General features: G+C 69.2%; 18 protein-coding genes. 7 read left to right on the top strand and 11 right to left on the bottom strand.

Features of this window, described 5'->3' with window-relative positions; translation table 11 throughout:
- Window positions 1-21: 21 nt before the first annotated feature.
- The 6 genes from ACG02S_RS16870 to ACG02S_RS16845 all read right to left on the bottom strand — a co-directional run bounded on the left by ACG02S_RS16870 (window position 22) and on the right by ACG02S_RS16845 (window position 5,604).
- Complete coding sequence (locus tag ACG02S_RS16870; RefSeq protein ID WP_394471641.1) at window positions 22-777, bottom strand: ABC transporter permease; 756 nt, start codon at window positions 775-777, stop codon at window positions 22-24.
- A complete protein-coding gene (locus ACG02S_RS16865; protein ID WP_394471640.1) occupies window positions 774-1,694 on the bottom strand; it encodes an ABC transporter ATP-binding protein in 921 nt (306 codons plus the stop codon). The genes ACG02S_RS16870 and ACG02S_RS16865 overlap by 4 nt, the downstream gene beginning before the upstream one ends.
- A gap of 61 nt (window positions 1,695-1,755) precedes the next feature.
- Window positions 1,756-2,484 (bottom strand): ABC transporter ATP-binding protein, encoded by a 729-nt coding sequence (locus ACG02S_RS16860; RefSeq protein WP_394471639.1) that lies wholly within the window; start codon window positions 2,482-2,484, stop codon window positions 1,756-1,758.
- Window positions 2,481-3,311 (bottom strand): ABC transporter permease, encoded by an 831-nt coding sequence (locus tag ACG02S_RS16855; RefSeq protein WP_394471894.1) that lies wholly within the window; start codon window positions 3,309-3,311, stop codon window positions 2,481-2,483. The genes ACG02S_RS16860 and ACG02S_RS16855 overlap by 4 nt, the downstream gene beginning before the upstream one ends.
- 85 nt (window positions 3,312-3,396) lie before the next feature.
- The gene (locus ACG02S_RS16850; RefSeq protein ID WP_394471638.1) at window positions 3,397-4,371 is read right to left on the bottom strand and encodes an aliphatic sulfonate ABC transporter substrate-binding protein; all 975 of its coding nucleotides are present in this window, start codon (window positions 4,369-4,371) and stop codon (window positions 3,397-3,399) included.
- Between the two features lie 27 nt (window positions 4,372-4,398).
- A complete protein-coding gene (locus ACG02S_RS16845; protein ID WP_394471637.1) occupies window positions 4,399-5,604 on the bottom strand; it encodes an acyl-CoA dehydrogenase family protein in 1,206 nt (401 codons plus the stop codon).
- Between the two features lie 120 nt (window positions 5,605-5,724).
- Here ACG02S_RS16845 and ACG02S_RS16840 point away from each other — a divergent pair, with 120 nt between their 5' ends.
- The 3 genes from ACG02S_RS16840 to ACG02S_RS16830 all read left to right on the top strand — a co-directional run bounded on the left by ACG02S_RS16840 (window position 5,725) and on the right by ACG02S_RS16830 (window position 7,663).
- Window positions 5,725-6,387, top strand: a complete 663-nt coding sequence (locus tag ACG02S_RS16840; protein WP_394471636.1) for a TetR/AcrR family transcriptional regulator — start codon at window positions 5,725-5,727, stop codon at window positions 6,385-6,387.
- A 12-nt stretch (window positions 6,388-6,399) separates the two neighbouring features.
- Window positions 6,400-7,173, top strand: a complete 774-nt coding sequence (locus tag ACG02S_RS16835; RefSeq protein ID WP_394471635.1) for a hypothetical protein — start codon at window positions 6,400-6,402, stop codon at window positions 7,171-7,173.
- A gap of 148 nt (window positions 7,174-7,321) precedes the next feature.
- Window positions 7,322-7,663, top strand: coding sequence for a hypothetical protein (locus tag ACG02S_RS16830; RefSeq protein WP_394471634.1), 342 nt, complete (start codon window positions 7,322-7,324; stop codon window positions 7,661-7,663).
- Window positions 7,664-7,730: 67 nt separating this feature from the next.
- Here the strand turns inward: ACG02S_RS16830 and ACG02S_RS16825 are convergent, their stop codons facing one another.
- Window positions 7,731-9,170 (bottom strand): wax ester/triacylglycerol synthase family O-acyltransferase, encoded by a 1,440-nt coding sequence (locus ACG02S_RS16825; RefSeq protein WP_394471633.1) that lies wholly within the window; start codon window positions 9,168-9,170, stop codon window positions 7,731-7,733.
- A gap of 119 nt (window positions 9,171-9,289) precedes the next feature.
- On the opposite strand from ACG02S_RS16825, the gene ACG02S_RS16820 reads away from it, so the two are divergent.
- Window positions 9,290-9,541 carry an acyl-CoA-binding protein gene (locus tag ACG02S_RS16820; protein WP_394471632.1) on the top strand — a complete coding sequence of 84 codons (252 nt, stop codon included), beginning with the start codon at window positions 9,290-9,292 and terminating at the stop codon, window positions 9,539-9,541.
- Between the two features lie 29 nt (window positions 9,542-9,570).
- Here ACG02S_RS16820 and ACG02S_RS16815 read toward each other — a convergent pair whose 3' ends face one another.
- Window positions 9,571-9,894, bottom strand: coding sequence for a polyhydroxyalkanoic acid system family protein (locus ACG02S_RS16815; RefSeq protein WP_394471631.1), 324 nt, complete (start codon window positions 9,892-9,894; stop codon window positions 9,571-9,573).
- A 137-nt stretch (window positions 9,895-10,031) separates the two neighbouring features.
- Between ACG02S_RS16815 and ACG02S_RS16810 the strand changes: the two genes are divergently transcribed.
- From ACG02S_RS16810 to ACG02S_RS16800, 3 genes are read left to right on the top strand one after another with little or no spacing between them, the layout of a single operon-like run.
- On the top strand, window positions 10,032-10,781 hold the full coding sequence (locus tag ACG02S_RS16810; RefSeq protein WP_394471630.1) for a tetratricopeptide repeat protein: 750 nt from the start codon (window positions 10,032-10,034) through the stop codon (window positions 10,779-10,781).
- A 3-nt stretch (window positions 10,782-10,784) separates the two neighbouring features.
- Window positions 10,785-11,747: an aldo/keto reductase gene (locus ACG02S_RS16805; protein ID WP_394471629.1), complete on the top strand. Its 963-nt coding sequence runs from the start codon at window positions 10,785-10,787 to the stop codon at window positions 11,745-11,747.
- A gap of 18 nt (window positions 11,748-11,765) precedes the next feature.
- Window positions 11,766-12,203: a hypothetical protein gene (locus tag ACG02S_RS16800; RefSeq protein WP_394471628.1), complete on the top strand. Its 438-nt coding sequence runs from the start codon at window positions 11,766-11,768 to the stop codon at window positions 12,201-12,203.
- 4 nt (window positions 12,204-12,207) lie between these two features.
- On the opposite strand, the gene ACG02S_RS16795 is transcribed toward ACG02S_RS16800, so the two are convergent.
- The 3 genes from ACG02S_RS16795 to ACG02S_RS16785 are packed head-to-tail and all read right to left on the bottom strand — an operon-like array spanning window position 12,208 to window position 15,806.
- Window positions 12,208-12,744 (bottom strand): GNAT family N-acetyltransferase, encoded by a 537-nt coding sequence (locus tag ACG02S_RS16795; protein ID WP_394471627.1) that lies wholly within the window; start codon window positions 12,742-12,744, stop codon window positions 12,208-12,210.
- Complete coding sequence (locus ACG02S_RS16790; protein ID WP_394471626.1) at window positions 12,710-13,768, bottom strand: aminopeptidase; 1,059 nt, start codon at window positions 13,766-13,768, stop codon at window positions 12,710-12,712. Before ACG02S_RS16790 ends, ACG02S_RS16795 begins: the two co-directional genes overlap by 35 nt.
- A 28-nt stretch (window positions 13,769-13,796) precedes the next feature.
- Complete coding sequence (locus ACG02S_RS16785) at window positions 13,797-15,806, bottom strand: molybdopterin-containing oxidoreductase family protein (RefSeq protein ID WP_394471625.1); 2,010 nt, start codon at window positions 15,804-15,806, stop codon at window positions 13,797-13,799.
- Window positions 15,807-15,858: the final 52 nt, after the last annotated feature.

Here is a 15,858-nt window from a genome sequence, read left to right as displayed (position 1 = left end):
ACCCGGGATTTTAGATAGGGTCTACGAACGGATCTTGTAGCCCCGCTTCAGCAGCGACAAACCGACCCCGGCCGTCACTGCGAAGGCGCCGGCCACGACCGCCAGGCTGATCCATGGCGACACGTCGCTGACACCGAAGAAGCCGCGCCGGAAGCCGTCGATCATGTAGAAGAACGGGTTCAGGTGGCTGATGCCCTGCCAGAACGCCGGCAGCGAGTGCACCGAATAGAACACGCCCGACAGGAAGGTCATCGGCATGATGATGAAGTTCTGAAACGCAGCCATCTGGTCGAACTTCTCGGCCCACAGCCCGGCGATGAGGCCCAGGGCGCCCATCAGCCCCGCACCCAGCACGGTGAAGGCCAGCACCCAGCCGATGTTGTGCAGCCCCGGCGGCGCGAACCAGACCGTGGCCAGCAGCACGCCGGCCCCCACCGCCAGCCCGCGCACGACGGCCGCGCCCACATAGGCGGCAAACCACGCCAGCGGCGACAGCGGCGTCAGCAGCAGGAACACCAGGTTGCCGGTGATCTTGCTCTGGATGAGGCTGGACGAGCTGTTCGCGAACGCGTTCTGCAACACGCTCATCATGACCAGGCCCGGGATCAGGAACTGCGTGTAGCCCACGTTGTCGTAGACCTTCACGTGGTCTTCCAGCGTGTGGCCGAAGACGAGCAGGTACATGATCGCCGTCAGCACCGGCGCGCCCACCGTCTGGGCGCCGACTTTCCAGAAGCGCAGCACTTCCTTGTAGAACAGGGTGGCGGCGCCGTTCATTGGGGTGCTCCTTGCATGATTTCGAGGAACACGTCTTCCAGGTCGGCGCGGCCGATCTCCAGGTCTTCGACCGGCACGCCTGCGGCGCGCAGCGCGGCCAGCGTGGTCTCCACTTCGGCGGCGTCGTGCGCCGTCACCTGCACGATGCGGCCCGTCACGCGGGCCCGCTCGGCAATGTCCGGCGGCAGCGCCGCGTCCGTCTTGAAGCGCAACATGGTCGACGCCGTGCCAGCCAGCAGCTGCGACGTGCGGTCCAGCGCGACAATGCGGCCCAGCTTCAGCATGGCGATGCGCTGGCACAGCGCCTCGGCTTCTTCGAGGTAGTGGGTGGTCAGCAGCACCGTGTGGCCTTCGCGGTTCAGGCGGGCGATGAACTGCCACAGCGTCTGGCGCAGCTCCACATCCACGCCGGCGGTGGGCTCGTCCAGCACGATGACCGGCGGGCGGTGCACCAGCGCCTGCGCCACCAGCACACGGCGCTTCATGCCGCCCGACAGCTGGCGCATGTTGGCGTTGGCCTTGTCGGCCAGGCCGAGGTTGGCCAGCAGCTCGTCGATCCAGGCGTCATTGTTCTTGACGCCGAAGTAGCCGCTCTGGATGCGCAACGTCTCGCGCACGCTGAAGAACGGGTCGAACACCAGCTCCTGCGGCACCACGCCGAGCGCCTGACGGGCGGCGGCGTAGTCGTCCACCACGTCATGGCCCATCACGCGCACGCGGCCTTCGGTGGCGCGGGCCAGGCCGGCCAGCACGCTGATCAGCGTCGTCTTGCCGGCGCCGTTGGGGCCCAGCAGGCCGAAGAACTCGCCGGGCTGGATGTCGAAGCTGACGCCGTCCAGCGCCTTCAGCTGCCCTCCCCGGTAGGTCTTCTTGACGTTCTGGAATGAGATGGCGGGGGGCGCGGTCGAATTCGGCATGGCGCGGAATTCTAGGGAGGCGCCGCATTGCCCCGCCCGCTGCAGCGCCGCGCGGTTTGGACTACAGCGCGTGCGCCTCGCGCAACACGTCCAGCACGCGGCTGCGGGCGGTGGCCAGCGCCGCATCGCGCCGGTCACGCGGGCGCCGCACTGCCACGGCGATGTCGTCCACCACGCCCCGCGCCTGGGTGCCCAGCACCACCACCCGGTCGCCCAGCAGCACGGCCTCGTCGATGTCATGCGTGACCAGCAGCAACGTCACGGCGTGGCGGCGCGCCAGGTCAGCCAGCAGGTCCTGCAGCTTCATGCGCGTGAAGGCGTCGACGGCGGAGAACGGTTCATCCAGCAGCAGCACGCGCGGTGCGGTGAACAGCGCGCGTGCGATGGCCACACGCTGCGCCTGGCCGCCTGAGAGCTGCTTGGGAAGGGCCTGCTCCTGGCCCGCCAGCCCCACCTCGGCCAGCAGTGCCAGCGCGCGCGCGTCCTCCGGCGGCGCACCGGCCGCGAAGGCGACGTTCTGCGCCACCGTCAGCCACGGGAACAGCCGCGGCTCCTGGAACACCACGCCGACGTCGCGGGGCCCGGCGCCGGGCGCCAGCGTCAGCCGTCCAACATAGTCCGCATCCAGCCCGGCGGCCACGCGCAGCAGCGTGCTCTTGCCGCAGCCGCTGGCACCCACCAGGCTGACGATCTCGCCCGGCGCCAGCTGCAGCCGCACGTCGGACAGCACCAGCCGCGCGCCAAAGCGCTTGGCCTGCACGTGAAGGTCCAGCACGGGGTCCGCACTCATCGCGGCGTCGCCCCCACGCTGTCGCGCCAGGCCAGCGCGCGGGTCTCCCAGCGGCGCATCAGGCCGTCGCTGAGCTTGCCCAACGCGGCCAGCAGCAGGATGGCGGCAAACACCAGGTCCGCACGGCCCATCTCGCGGCCGTCGGTCAGCAGGTAACCCAGCCCATGCGTCGCCGCGATCAGCTCGGCCGCAACCATGAACATCCACGCCAGGCTCAGCCCGTTGCGCAGCCCCGTCAGTACCGCCGGCGCCGCGGCCGGCAGCAGCACGCGCCGCACCAGCGCCACGCCGGACAGGCCGTACAGCCGCGCCAGCTCGACCAGCTTGCGGTCCACGTCGCGAATGCCGGCCACGGTGCCCATGTAAACCGGGAAGAACGCGCCGATGCCGATCAGCACCAGCTTGGGCGCCTCGTCAATGCCCAGCCACAACAGCAGCAGCGGCACCCAGGCCAGCGACGGGATGGCGCGCAGCGCCTGGAACAACGGGTCCAGCAACGCCTCGGCCAGCCGCGACAGCCCCACCAGCGCACCGACGCCCAGCGCCAGCAACGCACCGGCCAGGAAGCCGATGGCTACCCGACCGCTGCTGGCCGCCACATGGCCCGCTACATCGGCCGCGCCCAGGCCGAACAGCGCGCTGAGCACCTCTGTCGGCGCCGGCAGCAGCCGGCCCTCGACGAGGCCGGCACGCACGGCCAACTCCACGCCGCCCAGCAGCAACAGCGGCACCACCAGGCCCAACACCTGCGGTGGTCGATGCGTCTTCGGGCGGAGCGCCGGGCCGCTCCCATGCCGGCCCGGCAGGGGATGTTTTGGCGGCTCGATGCCGCCAGCATCGCCGTCCCCTCGGGGGACCGACCAGGGCCGCCCGCGTTCAGTGGCGCGGGACTGGGCGAAGGGCGCGTTCACTTCAGGCTTTCACCAGCCCGGCGGCGAACTTCGTGTCCACCAGCGACGCGATGACCGCGCGCAAGTCGGACCCCGGCTTCACCAGCGCCTCGTCCAGCAGGATGGGTGCCGCGGCCTGCAGCGCCTGCACATGCTGCTGCGACGGCAGCGGCTGCGTCAGGTCGGTGCGCAGCTTCAGCTGCAGCAGCGCGACCTGCAGGTCCACCTTGGCCTCATCGGCCAGGATGCGGGCAGCCTCCGTGGTGTTGGCCTGTATCCACAGCCGCGCACGCTCGTAGTGGCCGACGACGCGTTTCACTTCCGCGGGGTGACGCGTCAGGAAGTCCTCGCGCACATTCAGGAAGCCATAGGTGTTGAACGCCACGTTGCGGTACAGCAGCCGCGCGCCGGTGTTCAGCTCGGTGGCGGCCATCAGCGGGTCCAGGCCCGCCCACGCGTCCACGCGGCCCTGCTCCAGCGCCACGCGGCCGTCGGCGTGCTGCAGGCTGACATGCTCGATGTCCTTGCGCTTCAGGCCCACGGTGTGCAGCGCGCGAAGCAGGAACAGGTAGGGGTCGGTGCCCTTGGTCGCAGCGATCTTCTTGCCGCGCAGGTCGGCCAGCGTCTTGATGGACGAGTCCTTGGGCACGACCAGCGCCGTCCATTCCGGCCGCGAGAAGATGTACGGCGCGCGGATGGGGTTGCCGTTGGTCTTGGCCAGCAGAGCGGCCAGCCCGGCGCTGGAACCGATGTCCAGGCTGTTGGCGTTCAGGTATTCCAGCGCGCGGTTGCTGCCGGCGCTGAACACCCACTTCACCGCAATGCCGCGCTGCCTGAAGTCCTCGTCCAGCCAGCCGAAGCGCTTGAGCACGAGGCTGGCCGGCGAGTAGGTGGCGTAATCCAGCCGCAGCTCGCGCAGCTTGTCGTCTGTCGCGCGCGCGAAGGCGGGTGCGGCGAGGCCGCTGGCGGCGATCTGGAGGAGGTGGCGTCTTTGCATGGGGCGCGCTCAGTTGGCGATGAAAGGTCAGGAATACGGCGTGGGCTCAGGCCACGCGCCGGTCAGCGCGTGGCGGCCGAGGTCGCGCAGCTTGTAGTCGACGGGGTCGTGCAGCGTGTGCACGCGGGCGTTGCGCCAGAAGCGGTCCAGCCCGTAGCGGCCCGACGTCGCGCGCGCGCCGGCCAGCTCGAACAACTGCGAGCTGACCGACAGCGCGGCCCGGTGCGCCAGCACTTTGGCTTCGGCGACGGCGATCGCCACCTCGCCACGCTCATCGAAGGTCAGCGCTTCGCCGCGGTCCAGCGCCTGCTGCAGCGCTATCGTTGCCGCGTCGGCCAGCACCTCCGCAGGCCGCACCTGCAACCACAGGTCGCCCCAGCGGTGCTGCACGTAGGGGTCGTCCACGGCGGCAGCGACGCCGGACTGGAACCACGGCCGCGCGTCGTCGCGCGTGAAGCCCAGCCCTGCCTGCAACGCGCCCTGCGCAATGCCCACGTACAGGTGCACCAGGATGAGCTGCGCGATCTGCTGGCGCAAAGTGGCGCGAGGGGTGGGCACGCGGCCGGGCGGCTGCAGCACGTCGGCCAGCGCCAACGCCACGGCGTCGAAAGCAACGGTGCCGCTGTCGGTCTGCTTCTGACCGAAGGCGTCCCAGTCGGTCTGAACGGCGACACCGGGCGTGTCGGCCCGCAGCACGCCGATCAGCGCGGCCTGCGCGCCATCGTGCCAGGCAGAGAAGGTCAGCATGTCAGCCCCCACCGATCCCGACGCGAAGCTCTTGACGCCGTCCAGTCGGTAGCCCTGCGGCGTGTCGACCGCGCGCAGCCGGCGGTCCAGCGGGTTCAGCGCATTGCCCCAGAACCAGCGGTGGCGCAGGGTGTCGCCCAACAGGCGCCGCTGCTGCTCAGCCGTGCCGTAAAGCTGCACGCTGGCCAGTTGCAGGTGATGAAAACCAAACACGTGGGCCAGCGCGCTGTCGGCCTGCGCCAGGCGGCGCAGCACGCGGTAGAAGGTGGGCCACGAAGCGCCCAGCCCGCCCAGCGCCGTCGGCACCGTCAGCGCCAGCAGCCCGCTGTCTCGGATCAGCTCACGCTGCGCAGCTGCATGGCCACCGGCCTGGTCACGCGCAATGGCCGTGTCGGCCAGTTGGCGCGCCAGCGGCTCGGCCAGCGCCAGCGCGTCGGCGGTCGATATCGACGCTGGCGTGGAGGGGAAATGGAGGACGGAGCTCATGCGGGGCTGTGGTGCAAACCGTCAGGCTAGGGGCGACGGCGGCGCCGGCGAACGAAGGAATTCGCCGATGCATATGCGCGGCGCGCCCGCCACGCGTTCGCTGCCAGAATGCCGTGGTCCATGCCGCCGCCCAAGAAACCCCGCCGCACCGCCGAACGCATCCTGGAGGTCACGCTGGACCTCTTCAACCGTTTCGGCGAGCCCAACGTGTCGACGACGCTGATCTCGGCCGAACTGAAGATCAGCCCGGGCAATCTCTACTACCACTACCCGGCCAAGGACGAGCTGGTCAACGCGCTGTTCGGCCGCTACGAGGAAGAACTGAACCGGCTGCTCGGCGCCGCCGACGACGTTCGACACGTGGAGGACGCCTGGCTGTTCTTCCACATGCTGTTCGAGCTGATTTGGAAGCACCGCTTCCTGTATCGCGACCTGAACGACCTGCTGTTCAAGAACCGCCGGCTGGAAACGCATTTCCAGACGCTGCTGGCCGCCAAGGAGCAAGCCATGCGCCACGTGCTGTCGGGCCTGCACCTGGGCGGCGCGCTGAAGATGGACCTGCGCGACGCCGCGCCCACGGCGAACGCGATGGTCGTGGTCGTCAGCTACTGGCTGAGCTACGAATACGTGCGCGACCCCCGCCACGCGCTGGAGCCCGAACGCGCCGGCGCGGCGCTGCTGCGCGGCGCGTTCCATGCGCTGAGCCTGCTGCTACCCTACCTGGAGCCCGCGTCCAGGGACCACCTCTTCAAGCTCGCCGGCCAATACCAATCAACACCTTGACGGAGACAAGCGATGGCCAAGTGGACTGCCTTCCCCTACGACAACAGCGCGTTCGTCTACACGCCGGCCACGCTGAAGAAGCACTGGGCCCGCCTGCATGCCGGCGATGCCGAGCCTTTCCCCAAGGACGCCGACGTGGTGCAGGCCTGGATCCACTTCCACGCCGGTGAATTCCGCGCCGCCTACGACGCCGGCCTGGCCGCCGGTGGCGCCGGACTGACGGTCGCCAACAAGGCCCAGGGCATCTACGCCAACTACCTTGAGAAGAAGGACGCGGTGAAGCTGGAGATGTTCCTGGAGATCGCCGAGCGCGCCGCAGCGCAACAGGCCGAAGACCCCAAGAACCCCAACGCCTGGTACTGGCAGGCCTACGCACTGGGTCGCTATGGCCAGGGCATCAGCGTGGCCAAGGCGCTGGCGCAGGGGCTGGGCACCAAGGTCAAGACGGCGCTGGAAACCACCATCAAGCTCGCGCCTAAGCACGCCGACGCCCACATCGCGCTGGGCGCCTTCCACGCCGAGGTCATCGACAAGGTTGGCAAGCTGCTGGGCAAGACGCAGGGCGCCGACACCGCCACCGGCCTCAAGATGTTCGAGCAGGCCCTCAAGCTGAACCCCAGCAGCGCCATCGCGATGATCGAGCGGGCCAACGGCCTGGTCATGCTGGAGGGCGACAAGCGCATGGACGTGGCAGAGCAGCTCTACGCCGACGCTGCCGCCTGCGAGGCGATGGATGCGATGGAGCAACTGGACGTCGAGCTGGCCCGCGAGGAACTGGAAGACTGAGGCTGTCGACCGTGACAAACCCTGAGGGACGTGCCCGTGCGTGACGGATATCACGCGGTTTTTACCCGTGCTTCCGGGGATGCGCCCCACCCCGTCGAGACGTAAGCTTGACGCCGTCACTCACCCCCCAATGAACGAGACAAGCGCCATGAAGTTCCTGATCCCCGCCCTCGCCGCATTCACCGCCTTCGCCGCCCAGGCCGCCAACAACGCGACGCCCGAACAGGCTGAACTGCGCGCCGAGTGCGCCAAGAGCTACAGCGACACCAGCAGCATCGCGACGCCGGTGGCGGCCAACGAGTACCAATTCGTCTACGCCAACGGCAAGTACAAGGGTGAGGCTCGCCCGGGCAAGCTGCTGCCCTGCACGTCTCAGCAGTACGCCGCCTACCTGGACAACAAGGCTGATCCGGCCAAGGTGATGACCGCCTACCCGACGGCCGCCGGCCGCCCCACCACGAAGAAGAAGGTCGAGAAGACCGCGCAGTAAGGCGCCGACTCTCCCTTCGCAAGAAAGGCGCTCCCCGGAGCGCCTTTTGCTTGGGGGCCTGCGCCGTTCAGGCCGCGTCGCGCTCCCAGGGCATCATCAGCGCCAGCATCAGCAGCTTCTCGAACTCGGGCGCGAAATTGGCAATGATGGCCTCCGGGTCGGGGCACAAACCCGCGTCCGTGATGAGGCCGAACTGCACCCGGCCGGCGTAGGTCAGGATGCTCAGGCCCAAGCCGATGTCACCCGACTGCGGCACCCAAAACATCACCTTCTCCACCGTCGAGCCGCAGAACTTCAGCGCCTCGGCCGGGCCAGGCACATTGGTCATCACCGCGGTGGCCTTCTTGGCGAACAGGTTCAGCATGGCGTGCTGCACCGGCTTGATCAGCAGCCCCGCGACCGACAGCAGGCCGAACGCCATCACGGGCTGGAAGCTGCCCTTCAGCTCGCTCATGCGCGCACGGACCGCGAACAGCCGCTCCACCGGGTTGGCGATACCCACCGGCAGCACCAGCGGCACCAGCCCGAAGCGGTTGCCCAGTTGCCAGGCCTGCTCCAGCGGGCGCAGGTTGACGGGCACCATCGCGCGGATCTCCTTGCCGGCCGGATCCTCGCCCTTGTCCGCCAGGTATTTGCCGATGGCGCCTGCGGCGCAAGCCAGCAGCACGTCGTTGATGGACGCCCCCAGCGCCTTGCCGACGGCCTTCACGTCGGCCAGCGACAGGCTGTCGTCCCAGGCCACCGTCTTCTTCGCGCCCGGCTTGCCCTTGAGCCGCGTGGGCGAGTCGTCCGGCATCAGCGCAAAGGCCGCCACGTCCGACACCGCCTGGTAGCCCATGCGCGCCATCTCCAGCGACGAGTCCACCGGCGTGGTGCCGTTCATCATTGCGCCCACGCCCTTGGAGACGCCCTTGCCCGCCAGGCCGATGGCCTTGACTGTCATGTTGCTCATCGGGCGCAGGAAGGCGTCCAGCAGCCAATCGGCCTCGTGCGCCTCCTGCGGCTCCTGCGCCGGGCGGCGCGAGCCCGCACTTGAACGTTGAGGCGGTGCCTTGCCGTCGTCGGTGATGGACAGCATCACCGCGATCAGCGCGATGCCGTCGGCGATGCAGTGGTGGACGCGGCAGATCAGCGCGCTGCTACCGTCGCCCATGTCCTCGATGAGCTGCATCTGCCACAGTGCGCGCGCGGGATCGAGCGGCTGGCTGCACAGCTCGGCCACGCGCTCGCGCAGCACCTGGTCACGTGTCTGACCGCGCAGCGGCAGCGGCACCTCGCCCACCACGTGGTGGGCAATGTCGAAGTCCTTGTCCTGCACCCACTGGGCGCCCAGCAGCGCGTCCTCCACCACCTTCTGCCGAAAGCGCGGGTACTGCAGCAGCCGCTCGGCCACGCGCGTGCGCAGCGCGTCCAGCGTGATGCCGGGCCGGATGGACCAGACCCCGACGATCATCATCAGGTTGGCCTCGGTATCCATGCGCAACCAGGCCGTATCCACCTTGGACATGCGTTCGCTGCTGAGGGCCAAATTGGTCTCCTTGATGCCTGTTTTCGCGGGCCTAAACTCCGCAGCCCATCATTCGATTGTCACCAGTCGAACCCATCGAATCAGCCCTGGAGAACCCCGTGAGCCTGAAAGATCAATTCGAAGCCGCCGTCGCCGATTCGAAGAACCTGCCCGAGCGGCCGGACAACATGACGCTGTTGAAGATCTACGCCCTCTACAAGCAAGGCAGCGTCGGCGACGTCGAGGACAAGCGCCCCGGCTTCACCGACATGGTCGGGCGCGCCAAGTGGGACGCGTGGAACGAGCTGAAGGGCACGTCGCAGGACGACGCGATGCAGCAGTACGTCGACCTCATCGAATCACTGAAGTAAGCGCTCGCGGCGCCCACGACCTACCGGCCTCAGGCCGGTTTCCTTTTGGCCGACGCCTTCTTGCCGGAGGCCAGCAGCGCGTCCAGCTCCTTTTGGATCTCGCCCTCGATGGTGGCCTTGAACGCCCCCAGCAGAAAACCCAGCTGCGCCACCAGCTCGAAGCGGCTGGCCGACACCGTCAGCTCGCCCTTCACGCCAGAGCGTGTGAACTCGACAGTGTCCTCGTCGTCGCCCTCGTGCACGGTGCACTCCAGGTCGAACTTCTGCTCGACCTTCTCGGCCCATTGCCACGCGATCTCGCGTGCTTTCTTCAAGCCGAGTTCGTGGTCTCGGTGGATGCGGATTTCGGCCACGGCGGCTCTCCTGGATGTCGTGCGCCCCACTCTACGCGAGAAGCCCGGCCACGCGCCCTGACGCACCGTTTGAACGCATACTGCGGCAACGCCAGAGCCGGGCCACCAAGCCCGCCGGCACCGCTCAGGGAGAGACCATGCGCGTTGACGAACCGGCCCCGCCAGACCCCGCCCCGCTCGACAGGGGCCTGATGCACCTGCGCGCCGCCGAGCCCGACCACGCGCAGGCGGTGTACTGGCTGCGCATCGCCGCCGAGGGCGGCGACACGGAGGCGCTGGCGCTGCTGGCCTGGTGCCAGCTTGAAGGCCTGGGCCTGCCGCGCGCCCCCGCACTGGCACGTGCCGGGCTGGAGCAGGCGGCGGCCCAGGGCAGCTTGACCGCGCAGTTCCACCTCGGGCGCACGCTGCTGGGCGGCTGGGGCGGCGCTCCCGACCCGGCGCGCGGCTTCGCGCTGTATGCCGGCGCGGCGCTGCGAGGTCACGCCGACGCCACGTTCAACCTGGCCGCCTGCCTGGACGCCGGATGGGGCTGCCAACTCGACCGCCTGGCCGCCAAGGCCTTGTTCCTGCGCGCCCGCGCCCTGGGCTGCCGGCTACGCGCGCCGGGCCTGCGCATCCGCCAGCGCGAGCTGCCCGCCGTGCGCGAGCTGGCGCGGCGGCTGGCGCTGGAGGGTGCGCTGCCGCACGTCATCGAGGAACGCCAGCGCGAGATCGCACTGATGCAGCAGCTCTCACAGATCACGCGGCACCGGCCGCGCGGCCACGGCGCGCGGACTGGGAGCAGCGCAGCTTTCCTCGCCCGTCTGGCCGACGCGCTGGCCGGGTTGTTCGGGTGGCGTGGCCGCGGCGGCGTGCCGCATGATGCGGGCCCCACGTCCATCGCCTGATCCATGTCGTTTCCGCTGCCTCTTCAAACCCACCTCCGCGACGTCACCCCGCTGGTCTACGGCTGCATGGCCCTGGGTGGCGACTGGAACGGCGGGCCCGTGACCGAGACCGACATCGCCCACGCGCACGCAGCCGTCGAGGCCGCGCTGGACATCGGCGTCACGCTGTTCGACCACGCCGACATCTACCGCCGCGGCAAGGCCGAGGCCGTGTTCGGCGAGCTGCTCAAGCGCGACCCGGGTCTGCGCGCGCGCATGCGGCTGCAGAGCAAGTGCGGCATCCGCTTTGCCGACGACGCCAATGTGGGCCGCTTCGACTTCAGCGCCGACCACATCGAACGCAGCGTGGACGGCATCCTGCAGCGGCTGGGCATCACGCATCTGGACATCCTGCTGTTGCACCGCCCCGACGCGCTGATGGAACCCGCCGAGGTCGCCCGCGCCTTCGGTCGATTGAAGGCGGCAGGCAAGGTGGGACACCTCGGCGTGTCCAACATGCACGCGGCTCAGATGCGCTGGTTGCAAACCGCGCTGGACGAGCCGCTGGTGGCCAACCAGCTGGAGCTGAGCCTGGCGAAGCTGGACTTCATCGACGCCGGCACCACGTTCAACGATCCGCAGGCCGCCACCCGGCCCGGCGCCGCGGCCTGGGCCGGCACGCTGGAGTACGCGCAGCAGCACGGCGTGCAGCTGCAGGCCTGGGGGTCGCTGGCGCAGGGGCGGTTCAACGAACCTGCCGCTTCGGGCGCCGCCAAGGTCGTGCACGAGATTGCCGAGACGCACCGCACGACGGCCAATGCCGTGCTGCTGGCCTGGTTGCTGCGGCATCCGGCGGGCATCCAGCCGGTCATCGGCAGCGGCAGTGCGGAGCGAATTCGCGCCTGTGGTGACGCGACGCGGATTCAGCTGAGCCGGGAGGAGTGGTATCGGCTGTATGTGACGGCGCGGGGACAGGCGTTGCCGTGAGCAAGCCGCCATTGAATCGTGCCTGAGCAGTTGCGGCTTTGGCCGGTCTTTCGCGCCTCAGCGCTGGGCGGCGGCAAGTGGCTGCTGCTGCTCGGCGGGTTGGGTTGGTCGCTGGTCGTGTGGGGACGTTCAAAAGACGTCGCCAGTCATGCCGCCTACGGCACTTTGTTGTCGTACCCATTCCTCATCGCTGCGTGCGCAGGAACGTTCGCCACGATGAAACTCGAACGCGCGCCAAGAACGGGATGGTTCGACTCGGACGGAAAAACCGTGATGCTCGCCGTCTGGACATGGGCGGCTGGATGTCTGTCCGCCATGGTGGCCGTGATGCAGATCGCCTTTTGGCAGGGTGTGCTCGCGCGAGGGAACTACAGCCTTGCTGACTCGGCAAGCATGGGCGTGTTCATCAGCACAGTGTTGGCGATGGGCGCCGCCTGGCCCGGCAAACGCCGATGAACGGCTACACAGTTCGCCGCACCAACGGCTGCCGCGGATGCAGCCGCGCCATCGTCAGCACGTCCTCGTACACGCCGTTGCGCAGCCCATAGGCCCTGAGCCGGCCTTCATGCTCGAAGCCATTGCGCTCGTACAGCCGGATCGCCCGCACGTTGTCGTGATAGACCGTCAGCTCGATGCGCAGCACCTGCGCCCAGTTGTCGGCGTAGTCCAGCAGGCCGGCCATCAGCGCCTGGCCGACGCCCTGCCCTTGCGATGCCTTGGCGACGGTGATGCCCAGGCCCATCACGTGGCGGCGGCGCACCGACGGGCCAACCGGATGCAGACCGGCCAGGCCCACGGGCTTGTCGCCGAGCACCGCGGCCAGCACCAGTTCGTTGGAGCCGGCCGCCGGTGGGTTCATGCCGGCAATGCGCTGGGTCCACATCTCTTCACTGGCGAACGGCAGCTGCAGCGTGCCGCCAAAGACGTCCGGGTCGGAAAACTGTTCGGCGATGGCGGCGGCGTCAGCGGGTTTGACGCGTCGCAGGATCAGTGTCATCAGAGCCTCCCTCAAGGCCCCGCAATGTAGCCCGGCGCTCGTCACGCGGCAGCGGCGCCAGGCGCTCCACGGCGGCGTGAAACTTCACCCAGTCCCGGCCCTCCTGCTCGAACAGCCGCATGAACGCGGGCACGAGGTCGCTGTACGCCGACAAGATGGCGAAGTTGGCGTTGTTGGCGCGCTGGAACCAGGCCTCGTAGCCCGGCGCTTCCGTCGGCGCACGCTGGCGCAGCGCAGCCATGACAGCGGCCTTGCCCGCGGGGCGAGATGCAGCCGGGCCGCTGTAGACCGCCTGCAGCCGCTCGCGCCCGTCGCGGGCCAGCGCCAGGAAGCGTGCGCGCCGCTCGCGACCCGCCTCGAACGCGGTCAGCGCTTCGGGCTTGCCGGCCAACCACCGGCGTGCGCCGATGAGCTCGACGGCGCTGGCGTAGGCCTCGTTGAAGCCGGTGTCGTCGCTGACGTAGACGCGCTGGTGGGCCAGCTCGTGGAAGATCATCGCGGCCAGTTCGCCCTCGGTGTAGCGGATGAAGGTGTTCAGCAGCGGGTCGCCGCCCAGCAGCCGGCTCCAGCCGAGCGTGGAGTAGGCCGGGATGGGCTGCACCTGCACCTCCCAGCCTTCGGCCTTCAGCGCGTCGGCGCGCTGCTTCGCCGCGTCGAGCTCGAACCAGCCCTGATAGCCGGCGCAGCCCATCAGCGGGTAGCACCACGTCTTCAGCGTGAAGCCGAACTCGGGCGCGGCGATGACGTTGTAGACCGCGGCGCTGCGCTTCAGATCGGCATAGCGGCGGTAGCTGTTGTTGTCCGGCAGCGCCAGCTCGCGGCTGGCGAAGTCACGCATCTGCTGCGACAGCCGCAACCGCGCGGCGAGATCAGCCGGCGTGGCGGGGTCGGCCAGCCAGTCGCTGACCGGCCGGGCCGCGCGCGTGATGCCGAGGTGACCGCCCGCCGCCTGGCTCCAGTGGCCGACGGCGCTGCAGCCGGCCAGAGCCAGCAGCGAGGCGGACAGCAGCAGGCGGCGGATCAAGCGGACACCTTCTGAAAGAGGCCGCGGTTCACGCAGCCTCGACCTCGACGAGGCAGTCGTAGAACGCCGGTGCGTTGCCCAGGTCGGTCAGCTGCTGGTGCGTGACCTCGTTGACGTTGGTGCCGTCCAGCCCCAGCTTGCGCCACCACACGCCCAGGCCGTTGACGACACCGGGCCGGGCGCGCGGGCTGACTTTGAGCGTGGCGACGTAGCGGCCCCGGTCATTGAAGGCGGCGACGCGCGCGCCGTCGGCGAGCTGGCGCGCAGCGGCGTCGGCGGCGTGCATCTCGATGATGGGCTCGCCCTCGATGTCGCGCAGGCTCTTCACGTTGACGAAGCTGCTGTTCAGGAAGTTGCGCGCCGGCGGCGAGATCATGGCCAGCGGGTAGCGCGCGGCCAGCGCGGGCGTCGTCTGCGCGCTCTCGTAGTTGGGCACGAAGTCGGCGCCGCCGGCTTGCGCGCGGCCGTTGGGCGTGCGAAAGCCGCCGTTGGCAAACGGCGCTTCGGCAATGGGCAGCGGTTGCCAGCCCTGCGTGCGCAGCGCAGCCATGTCGATGTCGGCGGTGAAGGCTTGGTCGGCCAGCTGCTCGTCGGTGTCGCTGAAGCACGGGTCGGTCAGGCCCATCGCCGCCGCCAGCTCGCGGAAGATCTGCGTGTTGGGCTTGGCCTCGCCCAGCGGCGCCACCGCGGGGTGGTTCATCAGCACGTCCGTGTGGCCGTAGCTGGTGTGCACGTCCAGGTGCTCCAGCTGCGTGGTGGCCGGCAGCACGTAGTCGGCCAGGTCGGCCGTGTCGGTCATGAAGTGCTCCAGCACCACCGTGAACAGGTCTTCGCGCTGGAAGCCCTTGACCACCTTGGGCGACTCGGGCGCCACCGCCACGGGGTTGCTGTTGTAGACCACGATGGCCTGGATGGGCGGATCGGCCTGCAGCAGCGCGTCGCCGATGGTGCTCATGTTGACCATGCGCGGCTGGCGTCCGGCCAGCAGGTCGGGCCGTTCAAGATCGGGGTTCTTGAACGGCGCGTTCCAGCCCGACGCCGACAGCAGCATGCCGCCGCTGGCGTGGCGCCACGCCCCGGTCAGGCAGGGCAGCAGCGCGACCAGGCGCACCGCGTTGCCGCCGCCGCGCACGCGCTGCATGCCGTAGTTCAAACGGATGGCGGCGGGTGCTGCCATCACGTCGCGGTCGCCGTAATCGCGCGCCAGGCCGCGCACTTCGTCAGCGGTGATGCCGCAGGTCGCGGCCACGCGCTCAGGATCCCAGGCCAGCGCTTTCGCGCGCAGCTCATCCCAACCGTCGACGTGGCGATCGATGTAGTCCTGGTCCAGCCAGCCGTTGGCGATCAACTCGTGCATCAGCCCCAGTGCCAGCGCGCCGTCGGTGCCGGGCAGCACGGCGATGTGCTGGTGGCACTTGTCGGCGGTCTCGGTCTTGCGCGGGTCGATGCAGATCAGCTTGGCGCCCTCGCGCTTGGCCTGGTTGGCATAGGTCCAGAAATGCAGGTTGGACGTGATGCTGTTGCTGCCCCAGATGACGATGAGCTTGGCGCCCGCGAAGTGACGCGTGTGCATGCCCAGCTTGTGGCCGTAGGTGACTGCCAGGCCGGCGCCGCCGGCGGAGGCGCAGATGGTGCGGTCCAGCCGCGCGGCGCCCAGCGCGTTCCACAGCCGGCCGGCCATGGCCTCGCCCTGGATCAGGCCCATGGTGCCGGCGTAGCTGTAAGGCTGGATGCATTGCGGGTCCGGGAGGGCCTTCAGCCGCGCGGCGATGTCGGCGAGCGCTTGGGCCCAGCTCACCGGCTCGAAGCGCGGCGCCTCTGTCTTCTTGCTGACGCGCTTGAGCGGGTGCAGCACGCGCTCGGCGTGGTAGGTGCGCTCGGGGTAGCGCGAGACCTTGGTGCACAGCGCGCCGTGCGTGTTGGGATGCTCGGCGCGGCCCTGGACCTTGATGACGCGTTCGTTTTCGACGGTGACCTGCATGGCGCAGGTGTCGGGGCAGTCGTGGGGGCAGGCGCCGAAGACGGTGCGGGTGTTCATGGCGGTGACGGTCGGGTGAGGTGGCTATTGTCGCCAGCGAGGCGAAACCCGG

Origin of the sequence: Pelomonas dachongensis (genome assembly GCF_043555865.1) — a bacterium.
In the GTDB taxonomy this organism is placed as follows: Bacteria; Pseudomonadota; Gammaproteobacteria; order Burkholderiales; family Burkholderiaceae_C; genus Pelomonas; species Pelomonas dachongensis.
The sequence above is the reverse complement of the archived record's forward strand: the minus strand, read 5'-3'. Positions and strand labels throughout refer to the sequence as shown.

Bases quoted from the DNA above. Each gene is read 5' to 3' on its own strand.
- ACG02S_RS16870 (WP_394471641.1), bottom strand. From the start codon at position 777: ATGAACGGCGCCGCCACCCTGTTCTACAAGGAAGTGCTGCGCTTCTGG.
- ACG02S_RS16865 (WP_394471640.1), bottom strand. From the start codon at position 1,694: ATGCCGAATTCGACCGCGCCCCCCGCCATCTCATTCCAGAACGTCAAG.
- ACG02S_RS16860 (WP_394471639.1), bottom strand. From the start codon at position 2,484: ATGAGTGCGGACCCCGTGCTGGACCTTCACGTGCAGGCCAAGCGCTTT.
- ACG02S_RS16850 (WP_394471638.1), bottom strand. From the start codon at position 4,371: ATGCAAAGACGCCACCTCCTCCAGATCGCCGCCAGCGGCCTCGCCGCA.
- ACG02S_RS16845 (WP_394471637.1), bottom strand. From the start codon at position 5,604: ATGAGCTCCGTCCTCCATTTCCCCTCCACGCCAGCGTCGATATCGACC.
- ACG02S_RS16840 (WP_394471636.1), top strand. From the start codon at position 5,725: ATGCCGCCGCCCAAGAAACCCCGCCGCACCGCCGAACGCATCCTGGAG.
- ACG02S_RS16835 (WP_394471635.1), top strand. From the start codon at position 6,400: ATGGCCAAGTGGACTGCCTTCCCCTACGACAACAGCGCGTTCGTCTAC.
- ACG02S_RS16830 (WP_394471634.1), top strand. From the start codon at position 7,322: ATGAAGTTCCTGATCCCCGCCCTCGCCGCATTCACCGCCTTCGCCGCC.
- ACG02S_RS16825 (WP_394471633.1), bottom strand. From the start codon at position 9,170: ATGTCCAAGGTGGATACGGCCTGGTTGCGCATGGATACCGAGGCCAAC.
- ACG02S_RS16810 (WP_394471630.1), top strand. From the start codon at position 10,032: ATGCGCGTTGACGAACCGGCCCCGCCAGACCCCGCCCCGCTCGACAGG.
- ACG02S_RS16805 (WP_394471629.1), top strand. From the start codon at position 10,785: ATGTCGTTTCCGCTGCCTCTTCAAACCCACCTCCGCGACGTCACCCCG.
- ACG02S_RS16795 (WP_394471627.1), bottom strand. From the start codon at position 12,744: ATGACACTGATCCTGCGACGCGTCAAACCCGCTGACGCCGCCGCCATC.
- ACG02S_RS16785 (WP_394471625.1), bottom strand. From the start codon at position 15,806: ATGAACACCCGCACCGTCTTCGGCGCCTGCCCCCACGACTGCCCCGAC.